The organism is Natrononativus amylolyticus (assembly GCF_024362525.1).
GTDB classification, from domain to species: Archaea; Halobacteriota; Halobacteria; order Halobacteriales; family Natrialbaceae; genus Natrononativus; species Natrononativus amylolyticus.
This window is the reverse complement of sequence record NZ_CP101459.1, coordinates 31846-49408: the sequence shown is the minus strand read 5'-3', so window position 1 is coordinate 49408 and position 17563 is coordinate 31846. Positions and strand designations below refer to the sequence as shown.

General features: G+C 62.5%; 18 protein-coding genes and 1 pseudogene. 14 read left to right on the top strand and 5 right to left on the bottom strand.

Going from position 1 to position 17563, the window contains the following annotated elements:
* Window positions 1–184: 184 nt before the first annotated feature.
* The gene (locus tag NMQ11_RS15690; RefSeq protein ID WP_255171293.1) at window positions 185–1507 is read left to right on the top strand and encodes a sulfatase-like hydrolase/transferase; all 1323 of its coding nucleotides are present in this window, start codon (window positions 185–187) and stop codon (window positions 1505–1507) included.
* 193 nt (window positions 1508–1700) lie between these two features.
* On the opposite strand, the gene NMQ11_RS15685 is transcribed toward NMQ11_RS15690, so the two are convergent.
* Entirely contained in the window at window positions 1701–2723 is a 1023-nt protein-coding gene (locus NMQ11_RS15685) for a PLP-dependent cysteine synthase family protein (RefSeq protein WP_255171292.1), read from the bottom strand.
* 151 nt (window positions 2724–2874) lie between these two features.
* Here NMQ11_RS15685 and NMQ11_RS15680 point away from each other — a divergent pair, with 151 nt between their 5' ends.
* Together NMQ11_RS15680 and NMQ11_RS15675 are read left to right on the top strand one after the other, a co-directional pair.
* Window positions 2875–3174 carry a sulfurtransferase TusA family protein gene (locus NMQ11_RS15680; RefSeq protein ID WP_255171291.1) on the top strand — a complete coding sequence of 100 codons (300 nt, stop codon included), beginning with the start codon at window positions 2875–2877 and terminating at the stop codon, window positions 3172–3174.
* Between the two features lie 2 nt (window positions 3175–3176).
* Window positions 3177–3515, top strand: coding sequence for a rhodanese-like domain-containing protein (locus NMQ11_RS15675; protein WP_255171290.1), 339 nt, complete (start codon window positions 3177–3179; stop codon window positions 3513–3515).
* A 67-nt stretch (window positions 3516–3582) separates the two neighbouring features.
* Here NMQ11_RS15675 and NMQ11_RS15670 read toward each other — a convergent pair whose 3' ends face one another.
* Entirely contained in the window at window positions 3583–4788 is a 1206-nt protein-coding gene (locus NMQ11_RS15670) for a YeeE/YedE family protein (RefSeq protein WP_255171289.1), read from the bottom strand.
* Window positions 4789–4943: 155 nt separating this feature from the next.
* Between NMQ11_RS15670 and NMQ11_RS15665 the strand changes: the two genes are divergently transcribed.
* The 5 genes from NMQ11_RS15665 (at window position 4944) to NMQ11_RS15645 (ending at window position 9324) form a co-directional block, all read left to right on the top strand.
* Window positions 4944–6284, top strand: a complete 1341-nt coding sequence (locus NMQ11_RS15665; protein WP_255171288.1) for a YncE family protein — start codon at window positions 4944–4946, stop codon at window positions 6282–6284.
* Window positions 6274–7317 (top strand): sulfurtransferase, encoded by a 1044-nt coding sequence (locus tag NMQ11_RS15660; protein WP_255171287.1) that lies wholly within the window; start codon window positions 6274–6276, stop codon window positions 7315–7317. Before NMQ11_RS15665 ends, NMQ11_RS15660 begins: the two co-directional genes overlap by 11 nt.
* Window positions 7317–8285, top strand: coding sequence for a YncE family protein (locus NMQ11_RS15655; protein WP_255171286.1), 969 nt, complete (start codon window positions 7317–7319; stop codon window positions 8283–8285). The genes NMQ11_RS15660 and NMQ11_RS15655 overlap by 1 nt, the downstream gene beginning before the upstream one ends.
* 123 nt (window positions 8286–8408) lie before the next feature.
* Window positions 8409–8777, top strand: a complete 369-nt coding sequence (locus tag NMQ11_RS15650; protein WP_255171285.1) for a SaoD/DsrE family protein — start codon at window positions 8409–8411, stop codon at window positions 8775–8777.
* A 94-nt stretch (window positions 8778–8871) separates the two neighbouring features.
* Window positions 8872–9324, top strand: a complete 453-nt coding sequence (locus tag NMQ11_RS15645; protein WP_255171284.1) for a desampylase — start codon at window positions 8872–8874, stop codon at window positions 9322–9324.
* A 15-nt stretch (window positions 9325–9339) separates the two neighbouring features.
* Here NMQ11_RS15645 and ubaA read toward each other — a convergent pair whose 3' ends face one another.
* The gene (ubaA, locus tag NMQ11_RS15640; RefSeq protein ID WP_255171283.1) at window positions 9340–10194 is read right to left on the bottom strand and encodes an SAMP-activating enzyme E1; all 855 of its coding nucleotides are present in this window, start codon (window positions 10192–10194) and stop codon (window positions 9340–9342) included.
* Between the two features lie 126 nt (window positions 10195–10320).
* Between ubaA and NMQ11_RS15635 the strand changes: the two genes are divergently transcribed.
* A complete protein-coding gene (locus NMQ11_RS15635) occupies window positions 10321–10590 on the top strand; it encodes a MoaD/ThiS family protein (protein WP_255171282.1) in 270 nt (89 codons plus the stop codon).
* 121 nt (window positions 10591–10711) lie between these two features.
* Here NMQ11_RS15635 and NMQ11_RS15630 read toward each other — a convergent pair.
* Window positions 10712–10840, bottom strand: a pseudogene (locus NMQ11_RS15630) (BBE domain-containing protein); the annotation flags it as partial.
* Between the two features lie 170 nt (window positions 10841–11010).
* On the opposite strand from NMQ11_RS15630, the gene NMQ11_RS15620 reads away from it, so the two are divergent.
* Window positions 11011–11565, top strand: coding sequence for a DUF7342 family protein (locus tag NMQ11_RS15620; protein ID WP_255171281.1), 555 nt, complete (start codon window positions 11011–11013; stop codon window positions 11563–11565).
* Window positions 11566–11577: 12 nt separating this feature from the next.
* A complete protein-coding gene (locus NMQ11_RS15615) occupies window positions 11578–12087 on the top strand; it encodes a hypothetical protein (RefSeq protein WP_255171280.1) in 510 nt (169 codons plus the stop codon).
* A 35-nt stretch (window positions 12088–12122) separates the two neighbouring features.
* Here NMQ11_RS15615 and NMQ11_RS15610 read toward each other — a convergent pair whose 3' ends face one another.
* On the bottom strand, window positions 12123–12344 hold the full coding sequence (locus NMQ11_RS15610; RefSeq protein ID WP_255171279.1) for a hypothetical protein: 222 nt from the start codon (window positions 12342–12344) through the stop codon (window positions 12123–12125).
* A 599-nt stretch (window positions 12345–12943) separates the two neighbouring features.
* Here NMQ11_RS15610 and NMQ11_RS15605 point away from each other — a divergent pair.
* The 3 genes from NMQ11_RS15605 (at window position 12944) to asnB (ending at window position 17542) form a co-directional block, all read left to right on the top strand.
* Entirely contained in the window at window positions 12944–14248 is a 1305-nt protein-coding gene (locus NMQ11_RS15605) for a glycosyltransferase (RefSeq protein WP_255171278.1), read from the top strand.
* Window positions 14249–14312: 64 nt separating this feature from the next.
* A complete protein-coding gene (locus NMQ11_RS15600; RefSeq protein ID WP_255171277.1) occupies window positions 14313–15515 on the top strand; it encodes a glycosyltransferase family 4 protein in 1203 nt (400 codons plus the stop codon).
* 131 nt (window positions 15516–15646) lie between these two features.
* On the top strand, window positions 15647–17542 hold the full coding sequence (asnB, locus tag NMQ11_RS15595; protein WP_255171276.1) for an asparagine synthase (glutamine-hydrolyzing): 1896 nt from the start codon (window positions 15647–15649) through the stop codon (window positions 17540–17542).
* Window positions 17543–17563: the final 21 nt, after the last annotated feature.

Below are 17563 nucleotides of genomic sequence, written 5' to 3'. Positions count from 1 at the left end.
TAGCACGAGCCGAAGGTCAATCTACGAGAGGTTTGTGGGGTACTCGACGACGCGGGGGCCGGCGCCGCCGCGGGCGTGGTGCTGGCGCCCCAGGCTGGGTCGACCTTCGTCGCTGGCTGCCGATCGCCACGTGGCCGGTGTACGGCGCTACTACCTTTTTCATCGCTCGAGGCGTCACTCGGGTATGCGTGTCGCGCTCGTCGTCCTCGATACACTCCGGAAAGACGTCTTCGACGAGTACTTCCAGTGGCTGCCCGGTCGCCGCTTCGAGCAGGCGTGGTCGACTGCGAAGTGGACGATGCCGGCGCACGCCTCGTTGTTCACCGGGAAGTACGCCAGCGAAGTCGGCGCGAACGCGACCTCGGAAGGGCTCGATTGCCCCGACCCGGTGCTCGCAGAGCTGCTCGCCGACGCTGGCTACCGCTCGCACGCGTTCAGCGCGAACCTGATGGTGTCGCCCGTCTTCGGCTTCGACCGTGGGTTCGACGCCTTCGACGGCACGTGGCGCGTGAACGTGAACGGGAAGGGGCTCCTCGGGTGGCGAGAGCTGCTCGGGGGCGGGCGCGCCGAGCCGCCGAACCCCCGGTCGCTGGTCGCGCGGGGCCTCGCGGGGCAGTACCGCATCCGCTCGTCGGTCGCGACCGGCCTCGCGCGTCGGCTGCCCGGCCCGCTCGGCTGTGGCGCACCCCACGACGATGGCGCCTCGGCACTCCTCGAGGCCGTTCGCGGGGACCGGTATCGCGACGCGGATTTTCTCTTCGTGAACCTCATGGAAGCACACGCGCCGTACGCCCCACCGGCGGCGTATCGGACCGTCGACACCCCCTCGTACGACGAGGTCGCCGCGACCCTGACCGACGACGAGCCGGAGCCGCGGGTGGTGGCCCGTGCGTACGCGGATTCGGTCCGGTATCTCGCCGACCGGTACAAACACATCTTCGCGGAACTCGCGGCCCGCTTCGAGTACGTGATCACTCTCAGCGACCACGGCGAACTCTTCGGCGAACACGGCAGCTGGCGCCATCTCCACGGTGTCTACCCCGAACTGACGCGCGTTCCGCTGGTGATCTCGGGCGACGGGCTCGGGGGGACGTGCTCGCAGACGGTCAGCCTCCTCGACGTCCACCGGACGATTCTGGCGCTCCTGGACGTGGGGGGTGACTCCCGCGGCCAGCACCTGCTCGCGCCGCTCACCGACCGGTTCGTCCGCACCGAATACGAGGGGCTTCGGGCCGCACGTATCGCGGGGATGCGCGACGACCGCTACCCCGAGGCGGTGATCGCCGCCTACGACCGGCCGCTGACGGGCCTCGCCGGCCCGGATGCCTACTACGGCTACGAAACCCTCACCGGATGGGCCGAACGCGGGGTGTCGCGGGTGTCGGAGCCACGCGAGCGCCTCCGCGAGCTCACCGCCGCGGTCGACCCCCGCGCGACGGCTGGACGAACGCCCGTCGCCGTTCCGCCAGCCGTCCGCACGCGCCTGGAAGACCTGGGCTATGCGTGAGTCTGTGGCCGGGCACAGACGGGAGTATGGGATCTGTGGGGGCGATCGCACCGCCAGCGGCGCGATCGCCCATCGCCACAGCGTCGAGCGGTAGGAGTCGCTGCTCGGTCGCCGTCACGGCATCGCAACGCCGGCTCGAACGGCACCGGAACTCGCCTCGAGAACTGCCCCGTCCGTTAGCGACGGGTGGGTGTCAACTCAGGTACGACTCCCAGAGAGGGATGTCAGCGTACTTATCGCCACGGTCGTAGAGCATAACGGCGATTACGGAGGTCTCGTCGAGCGCACCCGCATCGGCGAGTTGGTGGACGGCCTGGATGCCCGCCCCGCTCGAGGTGCCGACGACGAACTGTCCATCGACACGGAGGTGGTCGGTAACGGTCTTGCGGTCGTGTTGGCCGGTGTCGTGGACCCGAATGTCGGTGTCCTGGTACCGGTTACGGAGCGCTCGAGCGCGATCGTACGCGCGCTGTGTGGAGACGTACTCCTTGTGGTCGAGCACCGACTCGTCGTACGTCTCGGGGTGGTAGTGATCGCCGGTTTTGAGGTACTTCAGCCCGTCGATGGCGTGTAGCGCTTCGGCCGGTTCGAAGCCGACGACCGTGACGTCGCCCCGGTCGTGAAGGCCGCGACCGGTCCCCGTGACGGTGCCACCGGTGCCGGCACCCGCGACGAAGTGGGTGATCTCGCCGTCGGTCTGCTCGTACAGTTCGGCGGCGGTCGTCCGTTCGTGGGTGCCGGGATTGTCGGGGTTCTCGTACTGGTTCGGCCGATAGTACCCGTCGGGGTCCGCTGCGATACGCTCCTCGCACCGATCGATGACGGCGTCGTAGCCGCGATCGGCGTCGACGAAGTGAAGCGTCGCGCCGGCGTCGCGAATCGCGTCGATCTTTCCGCCGCTGGCGTTATCCGGCAGCACGATTTCGACGTCGTATCCCCTGGCCGTCGCGAGACGGGCGAGTTCGCTGCCGGTGTTCCCCGAGGTCGGTTCGATGATCGTCGCGTCCGGTTCGAGGTCGCCCCGCCGTTCGGCGCCGTCGAGCATTCCCTTCGCGATACGGGACTTGACGGAGCCGCCGCCGTGGGGTGCCGAATAGAGGTTGTACCACTCCGCTTTGCCGTACACCGTCCCGGGTACGTCGACGTCTAACTCGAGCAACGGTGTCTCGAAGATCGTCGACTCGTCGTAGACGGGAGACGACGCCTCATCGGTCATACCACCCGTAGCCACCGATCGAATATGGGTCTGATGGAAACGGCCGATACGGCCACCACGTCGGTCGCACGCGGCGCTGACCGTCCGAGATACGGGAAGCTTCTGACCCGACCGAAAGCCGTTAACTGACCGAGTCCAATACGACTACCACATGAGTAACGCAAGCTGGGACGACGTCGTCGACCTCCCCGACGAACTCGACGACGACACGGCCGAACAGCTGTACGAGGGGGCAGACGAGGTACAGGACATGACCGGCGAGGTCTGTCCCTACCCGCAGGTCGAGGCCAAGAAAGCCATGCAGGGCCTCGAGGCGGGCGACGTACTCGTCCAGGAGACCGACCACGTCCCGAGTACGGAGAACGTTCCGAAGGCGGTCTCGGAGCTCGCGGATGCGAAGGTCTGGAAGAGCGGGGACGGTCGGTATCGCATCTTCCTCTCGCGCAAGTAACGATGGTCGACGAAGTCACCCCCGAAGACGTCAACCGAAAGCTCGACGACGACGACGTCCAGATCGTCGACATCCGCCAGCCGGAGGCGTTCGCACAGGGTCACATCCCCGGCGCGATCAACATTCCGATGACCGAACTCCCCGCCAGAATCGACGAGTACGACTGGGGCGACGACGTCGTCGTCGCCTGCCCGATCGGGCAGAGTTCGATCCAGGCGGCGCGGCTCATCGGCAGCTTCGAGGGCGCCGAGGCAGACGCCGTGACGAGCATGCAGGGCGGCTACGAGGCGTGGGAGTACGACCTCGAGACGGCCGACGGCGAGGGTGCGGCGGAGCTGTAAGCTTCGGACGGCCCCAATGGCCGGGCGCTCGAGCGCTCTGTAGCGATCTTCCGTTTTCGACTGCGTGCTAGAGCGCACAGCCGACTTCGCGGTACAGCCAGCGGGTCATCACGTACACGCCGACGATGATGCCGGCTCCGGCGAGAAACGAGTGCACCGAGAGCAGCGCGACCCCGGAAAAGAGGTTCGCGATGTTACAGCCGGCGGCGAGCCTCGAGCCGAACCCCATCAGCAGCCCCCCGACGATCGGGTTGTGCAGCCGGTTCAACTTGGGCATCCGCAGGCGGAAGTCACCCGAGAACCACGCCGCGAGGAACGAGCCGACGACCAGCGAGGCGATCATCAGCATATCGATGGTGATCGTGATGTCGCCCTCGTGAAACAGCACGGAGCCCCAGTACTCGATGCTCTGTACGTCGACGCCCGCACCGCCGAGCAGGTAGCCGGCCCAGCGGGCCTCGCTGCCGGTGATCGCCCAGTGGCCGTGAACCCAGAACCAGAGGCTCGCGACCAGGGCCATCCCGATGCCGGCGGTGCGAGCGTCCCACGTTCCCTTGAGGCGGGCCGCCACCGGGCGGTCGTCGGTCGCGAAACTACGGAGGTACTGCCGGATCCCGGCGACGAGCGAGACGAGGCCGGCCGTCACAGCCCGGACGGGGCGGGCGGCGACGGTCAATTGGGCCCGCTCGCCGGTCGTGGTGGACGAGGGTCCCGCCGGCTCGTCCGGGAGCTGGGTTCGTCCCACGACGAACGCGTACGCCAGCACGCCGACCGCGACGAACGCGGCGCCGGTGATCGCCGGCGACCAGGGGAACGCGAGGTAGAGCGACGTCCCCGGGGCGGGGTTGAGCGGTTCGAAGTAATACGCGCGGAAGGTCGAAAAGAACAGCGCGAAGATCACGTAGCCGACGCCCATGAACAGCAGCGTGATCCAGAACTGGACGTAGCCCTGCCCGGCGCGATACAGCGTGCCACTGGCACAGCCGCCGGCCATCGTCATCCCGAGCCCGAAAACGAAGCCGCCGATGAACGAGCCGATCCCCCACGCGGGTGTCCAGAACCCGCGGAAGTAGCCGGTCGCCATCTGTGCGCTCCAGAACAGCGTCATCACGAAGACGCCGGCGAGAACGCCCTTGAGCACGCGCGTGTCTTTGAACGCGACGAAGTCGCGAAAGGCGCTGACGAAACAGAAGCGCGCCTTCTGGAGGAACACCCCGAACGACAGCCCGACGAAGAGGGAGACGGCGAGATACGCTGTGGGCGAGAGCGACATGACCAGTACTCTCCACTCGGCGTTCTTTAGCGCACGGATGACGGAACGACTCGCCAGGGTCCCGCGGTAGCTGTAAGTATTGCCTCGAAAGTGGGTCGACGGCAAAGGAGGGGCGCTCCCAATGTCCTTTACGGTCTCGCGTCCGAGGGGGGAACATGAACCAGCGGCGGGACGCGACGGGGGCGGACGATGGGCTCCAGGCGAACCCGGATCGAAAGAACCCGTTCGGCCGGGGGATCGACCGCCGACGGGTGTTACAGTCGTCGGCGGTCGTCGGCACGACCGCGACGCTGTCGGGCTGTCTGAGCGACGACGACGAACGCGCCCCGACGATGTACGTCTTCAACAACGGTGACCGGACGGTGAGCGTCATCGACGCCGAAACCGACGAACTCATCGAGAGCGTCTTTCTGGGGACGACCGCGTCGTTTCCGGCCAACCAGTACGGCACCGGGGCGGAGTCGGAACACGACGTGCTCTGGCTCAACGTCAGCGGCGGCGTCAGGGGGTTCGACCAGCGGACGCTCGAGGAGGTCGCCCACGTCGAAACCGGGTTCGGCCCGAACTATCCCAACGTGACGCCCGACGAGCAACACCTCATCGTCGCCGCCGGCGGGACGACGTCGATGGAGCCCGACCCGCCCGAACCCGAGGACCACATGCTCTTTCGGGTCGACGCCGACCCCGACAGCGACGGCTTCGGGGACGTGACGGGCGAACTCGAGGTGGGGTACACCGGGCCGTGCGACATGACGCTCGGCCCCGACAGCGAGTACGCGTTCGTCTCGGACGTGGCCAACGAGACGCTGACCGTGATCCGCGTCGATCCGTTCGAGATCGCCGCCCAGATCGACGTCGGCGACCCCGCGGGCGACGGCGACGTCCTGCCGTTCATGTGTACCGCGACGTTCGACGGCGACCTCCTGTTGGTCGAAAACGGCGAGGGAGGACTCGGCCACGAGCCGGACATCGAGCGGGAAGGGTCGGAGAGCATCTGGGACATCTCCGATCCCGAGAACCCCGAAGAGATCGAGCGCATCACGCGCGATGACGGGCTGCCGGCGCCGCCGATTACCAGCGAGATCGACCCGAACAACGAGGCGGCGTATCTGTTTACGCCCGAAAGCGAGAGCGTGACGGTGATCGACCTCGCAGACCAGGCGGTCGACCAGGAACTCGACATCGGCGGCACCGCGATCGCCGGCGCGTGGGGGCCGAACCGCGAGAAGCTGTACGTCCCCGTCCAGACCGCGAACCAGGTCGCCGTCATCGACCACGCCCAGCGCGAGGTGGTCGCAACCGTCGAGGCGGGCGAGTCGCCGACCGGCGCCGTCGGCGGAATGGTCCGCCCGGACACCAGTACCACCCAGCGTCTCCAGGGGGCCATCGCCTCCCTCGGCGTCTCGGTCGGCGACCAGGAACTGGCGTACTGCCCCGAGCAGTACTGCTACTGCGGCTATCACAGCGAGGAAGGAGTGAGAAGCGATGACAGATGAACCGAACGCGACCCGGCGGGCGCTCTTGCAGGCGGCCGCCGGCACGGCCGTCGCGGGCACCGCCGGCTGTACCGCCGTGACGACGCCGGCGGATACGAGCGTGCGCAGCGAGGTTCGCGGCAACGTCCGGACGTTCGTCGGCCCGTCGTGGCTCACAGACCGCGACCGCGACGAGATCGCCGTCATCGACGCCCGCGAGCGCGACGCCTTCCGCCGCGAGCGGATCCACGGGGCGCGTCACGTCGCCCTCGAGGCGCTCACCACGCGACGGGACGGCGACGGTGGACTCGAGCCGGACCCGTCCGAGATAGCCGCAGGGTTTGCCGGTATCGGAGTCGCCCCCGACGACGACGTGCTTGTCTACGGCAACAGCGTCGGCTCGCGAGTGACCCGCGTCGCGTTCGCGCTGGCGTACCTCGGTCACCGCGGTGACGTTCGTATCCTGAACGGCGGCGTCGACGCCTGGACCGGTCGAATCGGCACGGGAACCCCTGACGAACCCGAGGCGACCGAGTACGAGGCCGACCCGGTGGACGACCTCGTGGCGACCCGGCGGTGGCTGGCGGACGAGGCCGACCGGTTCGGCGAGGACGCGCCGGACTCGCTCGTCGACGTCCGCGTCCCGGAGGCGTACCTCGGCGCAGCGGGCTCCGACGCGCTCGATCCGGATCACCAGCGCCACGGCCACCTGCCGGGGGCGATCAACGTTCACTGGCTCGGCAACGTCAGCGGGACCCGGCTGCAGGAGCCGACGCGACTCGCCCGCCTGTTCTTCGCGGAAGCCGGCCTCGAGGAAGAGGAGACCGTCGTCGTCTACGGCGACGACAACGTCGATCCGACCCAGACCTGGGCCGTGCTCCGCGCGCTCGGCTTCGAGGACGTTCGCCTCTACGAGGGCGGCTTTACGGAGTGGGCGAACGTGCCCGAGGACGACCGCGGCGGGTACCCCGTCGAGACGAAGACGAACGTCGTCATCGAGACGGACGGCGACCTCGGCGGAGAGGACGGCGGCGACTTCTCCTGTACCGGCTGATGCTCGCCGCGATCTGCTGTCAGGGGGCGGACGCGCTCGCGCTGGTCGACGTCGAGACGGGCGCCGACCGGGGCACGATCCCCGTCGGGCGCGACCCCGTCCACGCCCACGTCGTCGACGGCCGGGTGCTGGTCGCGACGATGGGCGAGCGCGCCGTGACCGTCGTCGACACCGACGGCTCGGTTCGGACCGTCGAGACCGGCGTCCTCGGGCCATCGCATTTCGCCGCCAGCGGCGAGCGCGTCTTCGTCCCGTGTACCGCGGGCGACGTCGTCGCGGTGTTCGATCGAGCCGTCACCGCGCTCGAGAGCCGCATCCCGGTCGGTGCCGAGCCACACGAGATCGACGTGTGCGCGGGAACCGGCTTCGTCGGCAGTCGCCGGGACGGCTCCGTGACGGTGTTCGACGCCGCAACCGGGTCGGTCCGGGGACGACTCGCGCTCGCGGGGGACGCACGCGTCCAGGGCGTCGCCGCGGTCGAAGACGGTGAGCGGACGCTCGTCTACGCCGTCGACCAGCGAAACGCGTCGATCGTCCGGTTCGACGTCGGCGGGCCGGACCAGTCGCTTCCGGCGGCTCCGGCGGCGGCGGCGACGGTCGGCGCCGATCCGTACGACCTGTCGATTCTCGACGGCCGTCTCTGCGTCCCCGGGCGAGGGGACGGGACGGTACACGAGCTGACGGCCGCCCTCGAGGTCGCTGCCGTCCACGACGTCGGGGGTCGCCCGACCGACGTGGTGGGCAGACGCCGGTGGGTCGTCGATCGGACCCGCCCCCGGTTTCGCTCGCTCGCGGGCGACGGGATCGACGTGCCACACCCGTCGATCGTCGCCACGCCGGCCGGCGACGATCGCTACGTGCTCTCTCACTACGACGACGCTGCCGTCAGTCTCGTCGACGCGACAGCGGGTCGCGTCGTCTGGACGTGCGACACGCCGGCGAACCCGTTCGGTGCCGTGATCGTCTAGCGGTGCGGCGAGCGGTCGCGAGTCGGGTATCGGCGGGCGTGTCGTCGGACGGTCACGGTCACAGATAGCGTCGGATGTCGCCAGTGTCGAAACGATCACCACCGAGCGACCGGTAGCCCACCCATGCGCGTCGCATACGTGTTCAGCACGACGGGGCACACGGTCTCGCACAAACTCGAGCGGATGATCCTCCCCCAACTCGAGGCGGGAGACCACGGGGCGGACGTGGCCGGGATGTTCTTTTTCGACGATAACACCTACGCCCTGCAGGCGGGAAGCGACCTCGGAGAACGGCTTTCCGCGCTCGCCGCCGAACAGAACATCCTGCTCATGCTGTGCGATCTGTGCGCCACCGAACGCGGCCTCGCGGTCGAAACCGACGACGGCGGCTACGCCCCCCGGAACGTCGTCGACGGCGTGAGGGTCGGCTGCTTCCCGGACCTGTATGCAGCACTCGAGACGAACCCGCCGGATCAGGTTATCACCCTCTAAATCGCCGGGTAGCGGACGATGCGGGCGGCGTCCGCTTCCGGTCGAATGCGCCGCTGCTGCGGGACTTAAGGTCGTGAGGGACCCACGAGGAGCCATGATCGTCTTTTCGCGTTCGGCCTACGACGAGGTCGTGTACGAAGGCTACGGCGGCGCCGACCGGGAAATCTGCGGCGTTCTCGCGGGCGCATACGCCGACGACCGCACCGTCGTCACGGACGTCTACCCGGCCGACAACGTCGCGGACACGCCGGCGGTGCGGTATTCGATCGATCCCGAGGAGCAGTTCGATATCACCGAAACGATCGAGGACGAGGGGCTCGAGGTCGCCGGCTTCTATCACTCCCACCCCGCCGGCCCGACCCACCCGAGCGAGACGGACGCGGCGCGGGCCACGTGGCCGGACCTCTCCTACGTCATCGTTGCACTCGACGGCTACCCCTACGTCGGCTCGTGGCGCTGGCGGGCCGACGAGGCGACGTTCGAGCAGGAACTGGTTCGGGTCGCCGCCGATTCGGCCCTCGAGGCGCCGGCGCGAGAGGGGCGCTGACCCGAAAGGGGCGGTTCAGTCGCTCGCTTCGATTTCGGGCTCCTCGGCCGTCCCGTCGATCGCACACGAGGCGGTGTACTCGACGTCGTGCACCGAGTCGATCGCGGGGTCGTCCCCGCAGACGGGGCAGTCGTCCTTTTTGGTGATCTCGACGGTGTCGAACTCCATCTCGAGGGCGTCGTAGAACACCATCCGTCCGTCGAGGAGGTCGCCCGCCTCGAGCAGGTACTTCACGGCCTCGGTGGCCTGGATGCAGCCGACGGTCCCGGGGAGCACGCCGAGGACGCCCGCGGTCGCACAGTTGGGCACCATGCCGGCCGGCGGCGCTTCGGGGAACATACACCGGTAACACGGCGAGTCCGCGCCGCCGGCGAACGTGGTGATCTGGCCTTCGAACCGGAAGATCGAGCCGTGGGAGAACGGCACGCCGGCGAGGGTGCAGGCGTCGTTGACGAGATAGCGCGTCTCGAAGTTGTCGGTGCCGTCGATCACGAAGTCGTAGTCGTCGATCAGGTCCTCGATGGTGTCCGGGCCGACCCGGAGTTCGTGGCGCTCGACGGTGATGTCGGGGTTGAGCTGGTCGACGTACTCCGCGGCGCTGTCGACTTTCTTTCGGCCGACGTCGTCGTCGCCGTGGATGACCTGGCGCTGGAGGTTCGACAGCTCGACTTCGTCGTCGTCGGCGATCCCGAGCGTCCCGACGCCGGCCGCCGCGAGGTACTGGATGATCGGCGAACCGAGCCCGCCCGCACCCAGGACGAGCACGCGGGCGTCCAGCAGGTCGCGCTGGCCGCCGGGCCCGACGGTGTCCATGATGATGTGTCTCGAGTAGCGGTCGAGTTGCGTCGGCGAGAGGTCGAGGTCGCTCATTGGCTCGATCTAGTCCCGCCGGCGAATAAGACCGTGGTCCACCCAGCAAATCTGCCGCTACCCACGACGAGACGGATCGTTGCCGATAGCACGGTCCTTTTAGGACGGTGTCGCCAACACCACCGTATGCCCCAGATCAAAGTGCCAGCCGTGCTGACCGGCGGCGGCTCGTCCGCGAGCGTCGACGTCGACGGCGAGACGCTGGCCGAGGCGTTCGACAACCACGCCGCCGAACACGGCGACTCGCTCAAGAACAGCGTGCTCGAGGACGGCGAAATCAAGGAGTTCATCAACGTCTACGTCGACGGCACCGAGGTGGCCGATCTCGACGAACCGGTCGAAGAGGACTCCCAGATCCGCGTGATCCCTGCGGCCAGCGGTGGGTGTTCGCCGTAGACACCCCGTTCTTACGAGCGCGTTGGTCCTGCCGGGAGAGGCGAACGCCTGGCTTGTCTTTGCGCTGCTGGTGACGGGGGACTGGGCGTGGTCTCGAGTGCGCAGGGACACTCGCCGCATCTCAGGCCATCGGCGTGATGTTCTGGTTGCCGCGGAAGAAGTTATCGGGGTCGTAGCGCTTTTTGACCGCCTGGAGGCGCTCGTAGTTGTCGCCGTCGGTGGCCCGGATGCGGTCGTCTCCCTCCTCCATCCGTCGATACAGAACTGCTTGGTGTCACGGTAGAGTCGAGAAGCGTGTTGCCACTCTTTCCGCCGTGAGAGGGATGGATTATGGAACTTCGCGGTGACAGCCACCGTGACCATCTCGTATATGCGTGAAGTGTTCAAAGATATAATAGAGCAAAACGCATATTTGCAGGTATGACCGACCATGGGCTTGGCTCGTGGACCGACGACCTCTCGACCCGAGAGCGCGTGCGAGCAATCGCGACGACCCTCACCGAGCCTCGATCCGTCGAATGGGTACGCGAACAAGCGCAGGTATCCTCTTGGCAAACCGCGAAAGACGAGCTAGAGATGCTCGTCGAGTTCGGCCAAGTACAGGCGATCGAGGGCGATGACGGGAACACGAAGTACGCACCGAACTACCAGCTTCGCTACTTCAACGAAGTAACTGAGTTGATCAACAACCATACGCGGGAGGAACTCCGGGAGGAAATTGCGTCTATCCAGGCCGAAATCGACGAGTGGAAACGCGAATTCGCCGTCGAATCCCGAGACGAGCTTGAATCGACGCTCACCGATGATGGCCTCGATAGTGAGGCTATTCGGGGCCGTAACCGCGTGTTGCGCCACTGGGAGGGCTCCGAGGACAACAAACGACTACTCAAACACGCGCTCGAACTCTACGACGACGTCCGCGAACTCTACCCCGGAGAGGCCGACGAGTCGCCCTCTTCGATCCCACTCTCGTAGTAAGCTACGCTGATGATCTTTCTCGCAAACCGCGCGAATCTCGATACACGGACGCTTTTCACAAAGATCCACACTCGCCTCCTGACACAGGTCCCGAAAGAGGAGTCCCCGGTCGAGCCGATGTGGTATCATACGTCTGCTAGAAACAAAACCGGCGTCCGGGCGACGGTCTGCCCGGCCCAGTTCCTCGGAACGTCGTACCCAGTCGAGAACGCAGAGGTGCAGGTCTCGTTTGACTTCCCACAGACGTACTCGTACGACTTCTATGCGATTCAGTGGGTCGAGCCGGACCGAAATCTCATGGTCGGATGGCACCAGGACGAAACGCACGCGGATCTCGGCGAGTGTCACTTTCAAATCGATTACCAGGGTGAGACTGTGCAGCGAGAGAACGCTGCGTTTCTCGATGTCCACCCGCTGAACGTGTTTGATCAGCGAATCGAGGACCTCGTGGAGGTTCTCAACGCGCTCACGTGGGAAGATGGCGTTCCGCGCCTTCCGAACGAAGCAACCGTTGGTTGACCTCTTCCAACACCTGAAGGGACGGGTATGCATTCTCACCAGTCGCCACGGGAGAGACGCGTCTGGCGAACCGGATTTCGCTCGCACTCGCGCTCGAGGCCGTCCACAGCGACGCGGGCGCTTGCGACTGCCGTCGACCGTTCCGTTTCGGCGCGGATCTGCCTGTCGGGGCCGGCGACGAGGCTGTGGCCGGCGTGCTGGCGGCCGCGTTGGTCGCCGGGTGTGATTCGCGGCCACGACGTAACAGAGCCCGTCACGGGCACGCGCTCGCGCCAGGAGCCGCCAGTCGAAAAACGCCGTGTGCCAGGCGGCGGTCACCGCGAGACCGTTCCGGTTGGGGGCGATGGTTCCGGCATCGAGAAACGACAGTACCGATCACTCGGAGCGACGCTCACGAAATCAAGTGTCTCCGTCAATCTGTGGGCTGGTGCCACGCCTCACTCACTCAAGTATTAACACTCCATAGAAAAATACAATATGTTACGGATTATTATTGACGATATCCCTATTTGCTGTTACCAGTGGTCTCGAGCGTTTCATGATGGGACAACCAGTGTCAATAAGCCGTTAGCTATTTACGTGTTACACGTTATGTGTTTGTACGTAAACTCGGGATGGTCTCCACAGTATGCACTGCCTACTGTGTGACGGCACCTGCAGCGGCGTGATGGAACTGAGTCGCTTGCTGCTGTGTGGACCCCGGCACCGGACATTCAGCAAATCACACACCATACGTAGGACGAAACTTGCACTACCACAGCACAGATGGCTTCACCTGTCGAAACGGGGGACGGTCAGCGGAACACGGACGAGGGTATTGAGATGCAATTAGTGACCAGCGTGTCTGGAGGGACATATGTCTCAAGAGTCGATTAATCACACGTCGATTGGTCGGTCAGAGCACGACCTCGAGGCCGCCTACGCGCTGGGTCTCGTCGTCACCGACCAGGATGACGACACCGTCTTCCGAACGGTCCTCGAGGCCAGACGGGCAGCCTTCGAAGTGTACGTCGTGCCGCTTGGCTGTGATGCGACGACGACAGAGCTGCTGGGTACCCTCGAGGTATCGCTCGTCGACCACCCGGAGTGTTCAACGCGTGCGGATGCGTACGATCGCCTCGAGAAGGCCGCCCAACTGCACTCCCTCGATGGGATTGCCGTCGGCGAACCCGGCGGCGAGTTCGACTTTGCGGCGCTTCGGAGAGATCTCAGCGGGGAGTCGGCGTTCACACTCGAAGCAGCGGCCTACGACACCGCCCAAGAGACCGGTCGGTTAGTCGGCATTCCGGCGTACAACGAGTCCGTCGGGATCGGCTCGACGGTGATCGCCGCCCAGCAGTACGCCGACGAAGTGGTCGTCATCGACGACGGCAGTGGTGACGACACCGTCGATATCGCACGCGAGACGTCGGCGACGGTACTCGAACACGGCGTCAACCAGGGCAAGGGGGCAGCGTTGCGAACGTTTTTCGAGTACGCCCAGGAGAGCGATCACGACTCGTTTGTGGTGCTCGATGGCGACGGCCAGCACCTGCCCGAAGATATTCCTGAGGTTGTGGCGCCCGTCGAGGAAGGCGAGGTCGACATGGTAGTCGGCAGCCGCTATCTCGAGGGCGGTGAGGACGAGACGCCGTTGTATCGGCGGGTGGGTCAGCAGACGCTCGATTATCTGACGCTGGGCTCGAGTGGGGCGAAGCTCACCGATACTCAGAGTGGATTCCGGGCGTTTTCGGCGCGGGCGATCGATCGGCTGGCGTTGCGGACCGACGGGATGGGCGTCGAAAGCGAGATGATCGGCAGTGCGATGGAAGAGGAGTTGGCGATCGAAGAGGTGCCTATCGACGTCCGCTATGAGGGCATCGACGGCCAGACGTTCAATCCGTTGCGACACGGGTTCGGCGTGGCGACGTTCGTGTTGCAGCTGATCCGGGATCGCCACCCCCTGGTCTTTTTCGGGGCGCCAGGACTGGCGTTCACCATCGTTGGGTTAGCGTTCGGTGTCAGTGCCCTCCTGATGTACTCGAGTCAGGGCGCCTTCGCGATCGGCCAGGTCCTCGTGAGCGTCTTCTTCACGCTGGTGGGTGTTCTCGGCGTGTTCTGTGGGCTCATCCTCAACCGGATTTCGAACATGATCGACGAACTCAAAGAGGCTGCGGCATGAATACTTCAGGACACATCGTCAGCGATCGATTTGCGGACGGAAGTTTTCGACTTGTTTGTGAATAATGGCTAGTCCAGAGACAGTACCACCGGAAGTTGAGGAACCAAAGAGCAAAACGCAAGCTCCGACACAGGAACCCGAGAAGGTTCTAGAGGCGGACGCACTCAAGATCCTCAGGGTCGCCAGCGACGTTTACCCGGAGGTTATGGGTGGACTCAGTTTGCATGTCCATGAGATGTCTCGAGTGCAGGCGGAGATGGGCCATGACGTAACGGTGTTGACCTCCGATCACGGGGATCGGGATCAGCCCTCGCGTGAGGAACGGGATGGCTACGAGTTGATCCGCCATCGGGAAGTGGCAAGTCCGCTCGACAATACGATCACCCCCGGGCTGGCGCGAACGCTCCGGCGGATCGGGGACGATTACGACGTGATCCACGCACACTCACACCTGTTCTTCTCGACGAATGTTGCGGCTGCGGTGGGCCGGACTCTCGAGACGCCGTTGGTGGTGACGAATCACGGGTTGATGTCTCAGACCGCTCCCAAATGGGTCCAAAAGGCGTTCATTCCAACGGTCGCGAAGTTCACGTTGAATTCGGCTGATGAGATTCTGTGTTATACGGAGACCGACAAACGCCGGTTGCGAGAACGTGGGATCGATAGTTCAATATCAGTTGTCCACAATGGGATTGATTGCGAGCAGTTTTCGCCCATTCAGAGCGACAAATCGAAAAATCAAATTCTGTTCGTCGGCCGGATCAAACCTGGGAAGGGTGTCCGCCATTTACTCGCAGCCTTTAGCAACATTATTTCTGAATTTCCAGAGTACTCTCTGAAGATTGTCGGTGATGGTCCACTGAGAGAAGAATTAGTCGCGCTAGCAGAGGAACGTGATATTTCCTCCAATGTCGAATTTGTAGGCCAGATCGAAAACAGTGAGGTAGCAGAGGTCTATGCAGAGAGTGAGATATTTGTCCTTCCGAGTTTGAACGAAGGACTTCCTCGGACAGTACTTGAGGCAATGGCCTGTGAAGTGCCAGTCATTGTTTCTGATCTCGAGCAGTTAGAGTCCTTGGTTGAAGAGGCAGGAGTAACAGTACCACGTGAGAATCCAGATATATTAGCTTCGGAAATGAAACGGCTTTTGGCGAATAAGGAACTTCGGACACATATGGGCAGAGTAGGGCGAGAGTGCATTCTCGATGAATATTCATGGGATGAAACTGTGAGATTCACCACATGCAAATATAGATCGCTAATATGACTGAAAAAGTAACTCACAGACTGTTTATAAGTCTTGCAGAGTCTATAACAGCTGAAATGTATTCGGCACTCATTCGTGATCATCTTACTGAACTAGTACTAGAGTACGTCATATTAGCCAATAGATAATCAATGTGTGGAATTACTGGACTTTTTGATCCCGATTCGTCCCCTAACCCCGAAAAGCTTCATCGAATGAATCAATGTCAAGAGCATCGAGGCCCAGATGCCCACGGAATCTTTACAGATGGACCGATTGGGTTGGCTCACCGTCGACTCAGTATTATTGATCCTCATGAATCTGGAGATCAACCGATATACAATGAAGATGGATCTATCGTTGTGATTTTTAATGGAGAGATCTACAACTATAGGTCCCTTCGCAATTCGCTGATAACGGCAGGCCACCAATTTAGTACTGAAACAGATACAGAGGTACTTGTACATCTGTATGAGGATTATGGTCCATCGTTCGTACAACAATTAGAGGGAATGTTCGCCTTCGCCCTATGGGATTCCACTAAGGAACAGCTGGTCCTAGCCCGTGACCAGATGGGAGTTAAACCCTTGTTGCTCTTACAGGATGGGTCAAAATTCGGATTTGCCTCTGAATTACCTGCACTGCTTACTTCGGAGCTAGATCATGGGGAGATAGATAAAAAGGCATTATCGCAGTATTTTGCATTTGGCTATATTCCAGCTCCTCGGACAGCCTTCCAGAACATTCGAAAGGTCAGACCAGGGGAACGCGTAGTTATTACTGATCAAGGCATCTCTCGAGATTCGTATTACTCGCTTTCTGTACCCAAGCGGACAGATTGCTTTGACACAGCCACCCAAAAACTTCGAAAACGGGTCATAAATTCCATTGAGAAACGATTGATGAGTGATGTTCCATTAGGTGCATTTCTTAGCGGTGGTATTGATTCAAGTATCGTTGTTGGAACAATGGCGGAGTTAATGGACGAACCAGTACGTACCTTCACAGTAGGATTTGATCAGGACTTGTTCGACGAATCGTGGGCTGCCCGTGAGGTTGCTGAGTATCATGGCACAAATCATCATGAGTTTACGATGTCGGCTGACGATGTGCGTGATCTGATACCAACAGTACTTGATCAACTAGGCGAACCGTTTGCTGACCCATCTTTGATGCCGAGTTATGTCGTTGCACGTGATACAAGCCAAGAAGTCACAGTGGCACTATCTGGTGACGGCGCTGATGAACTGTTTGCAGGTTATGACAAGTATCGTGTTGAGTCACTATCAAAATACTATCGTGCACTTCCAGAACTAGTCCGAGAGGAGGTTATAGAACCTACCGTCAATGCGCTTCCTGCATCACGAGGTAGTCGTGTAGGTACCAAAGTATATCAAGCCCAATGGTTTGTGAATCGTAGCGGCCCAGAGCGCACGCCAGAACGGCATTTTGAGTTAATGCGAATCCCTACCGGGAACGCTGTGAATGTATTTACACAGGTCAACCCTGTCAGATTCGGCCAGGACGCCTTATCTATAGAATACAGTCAACTAAAACCACAATTACGAGATCGAGATAGTCTAACTAAAATTCAAGGGGTTGATACGCAATATTCACTTCCCAACCAGATGTTGCAGAAAGTGGATCTAGCGAGTATGTATAATTCGCTCGAAGTCAGAGTACCGTTCCTAGATACTGCTGTAGTTGAATACGCGATGAGCCTTCCATCGGAATACAAATTAACATGGTCAGACCGGAAACGCGTGCTCAAGAATGCGTTCTCGAGTGAACTCCCTCCTTCTATCTTTGAACGCGATAAACAAGGATTTGATATGCCGATCGGGGAATGGTTCAAAAATGAACTTGCAAATGACTTTCGGATAGCGGTTACAGCAGTAGACCTTGGAATTTTAGATAATGATGCGGTATTAGATGTTTATTCTGAACACAAGTCTGGCCAGTATGACCATGGGAGGTTCCTTTGGACAGTTTATGTGTTTAAACAGTGGGCTAAACGAATGCAGGATAGTGGGTTTATCAGCAAATGATATAGTGGGGGCATTAATTAG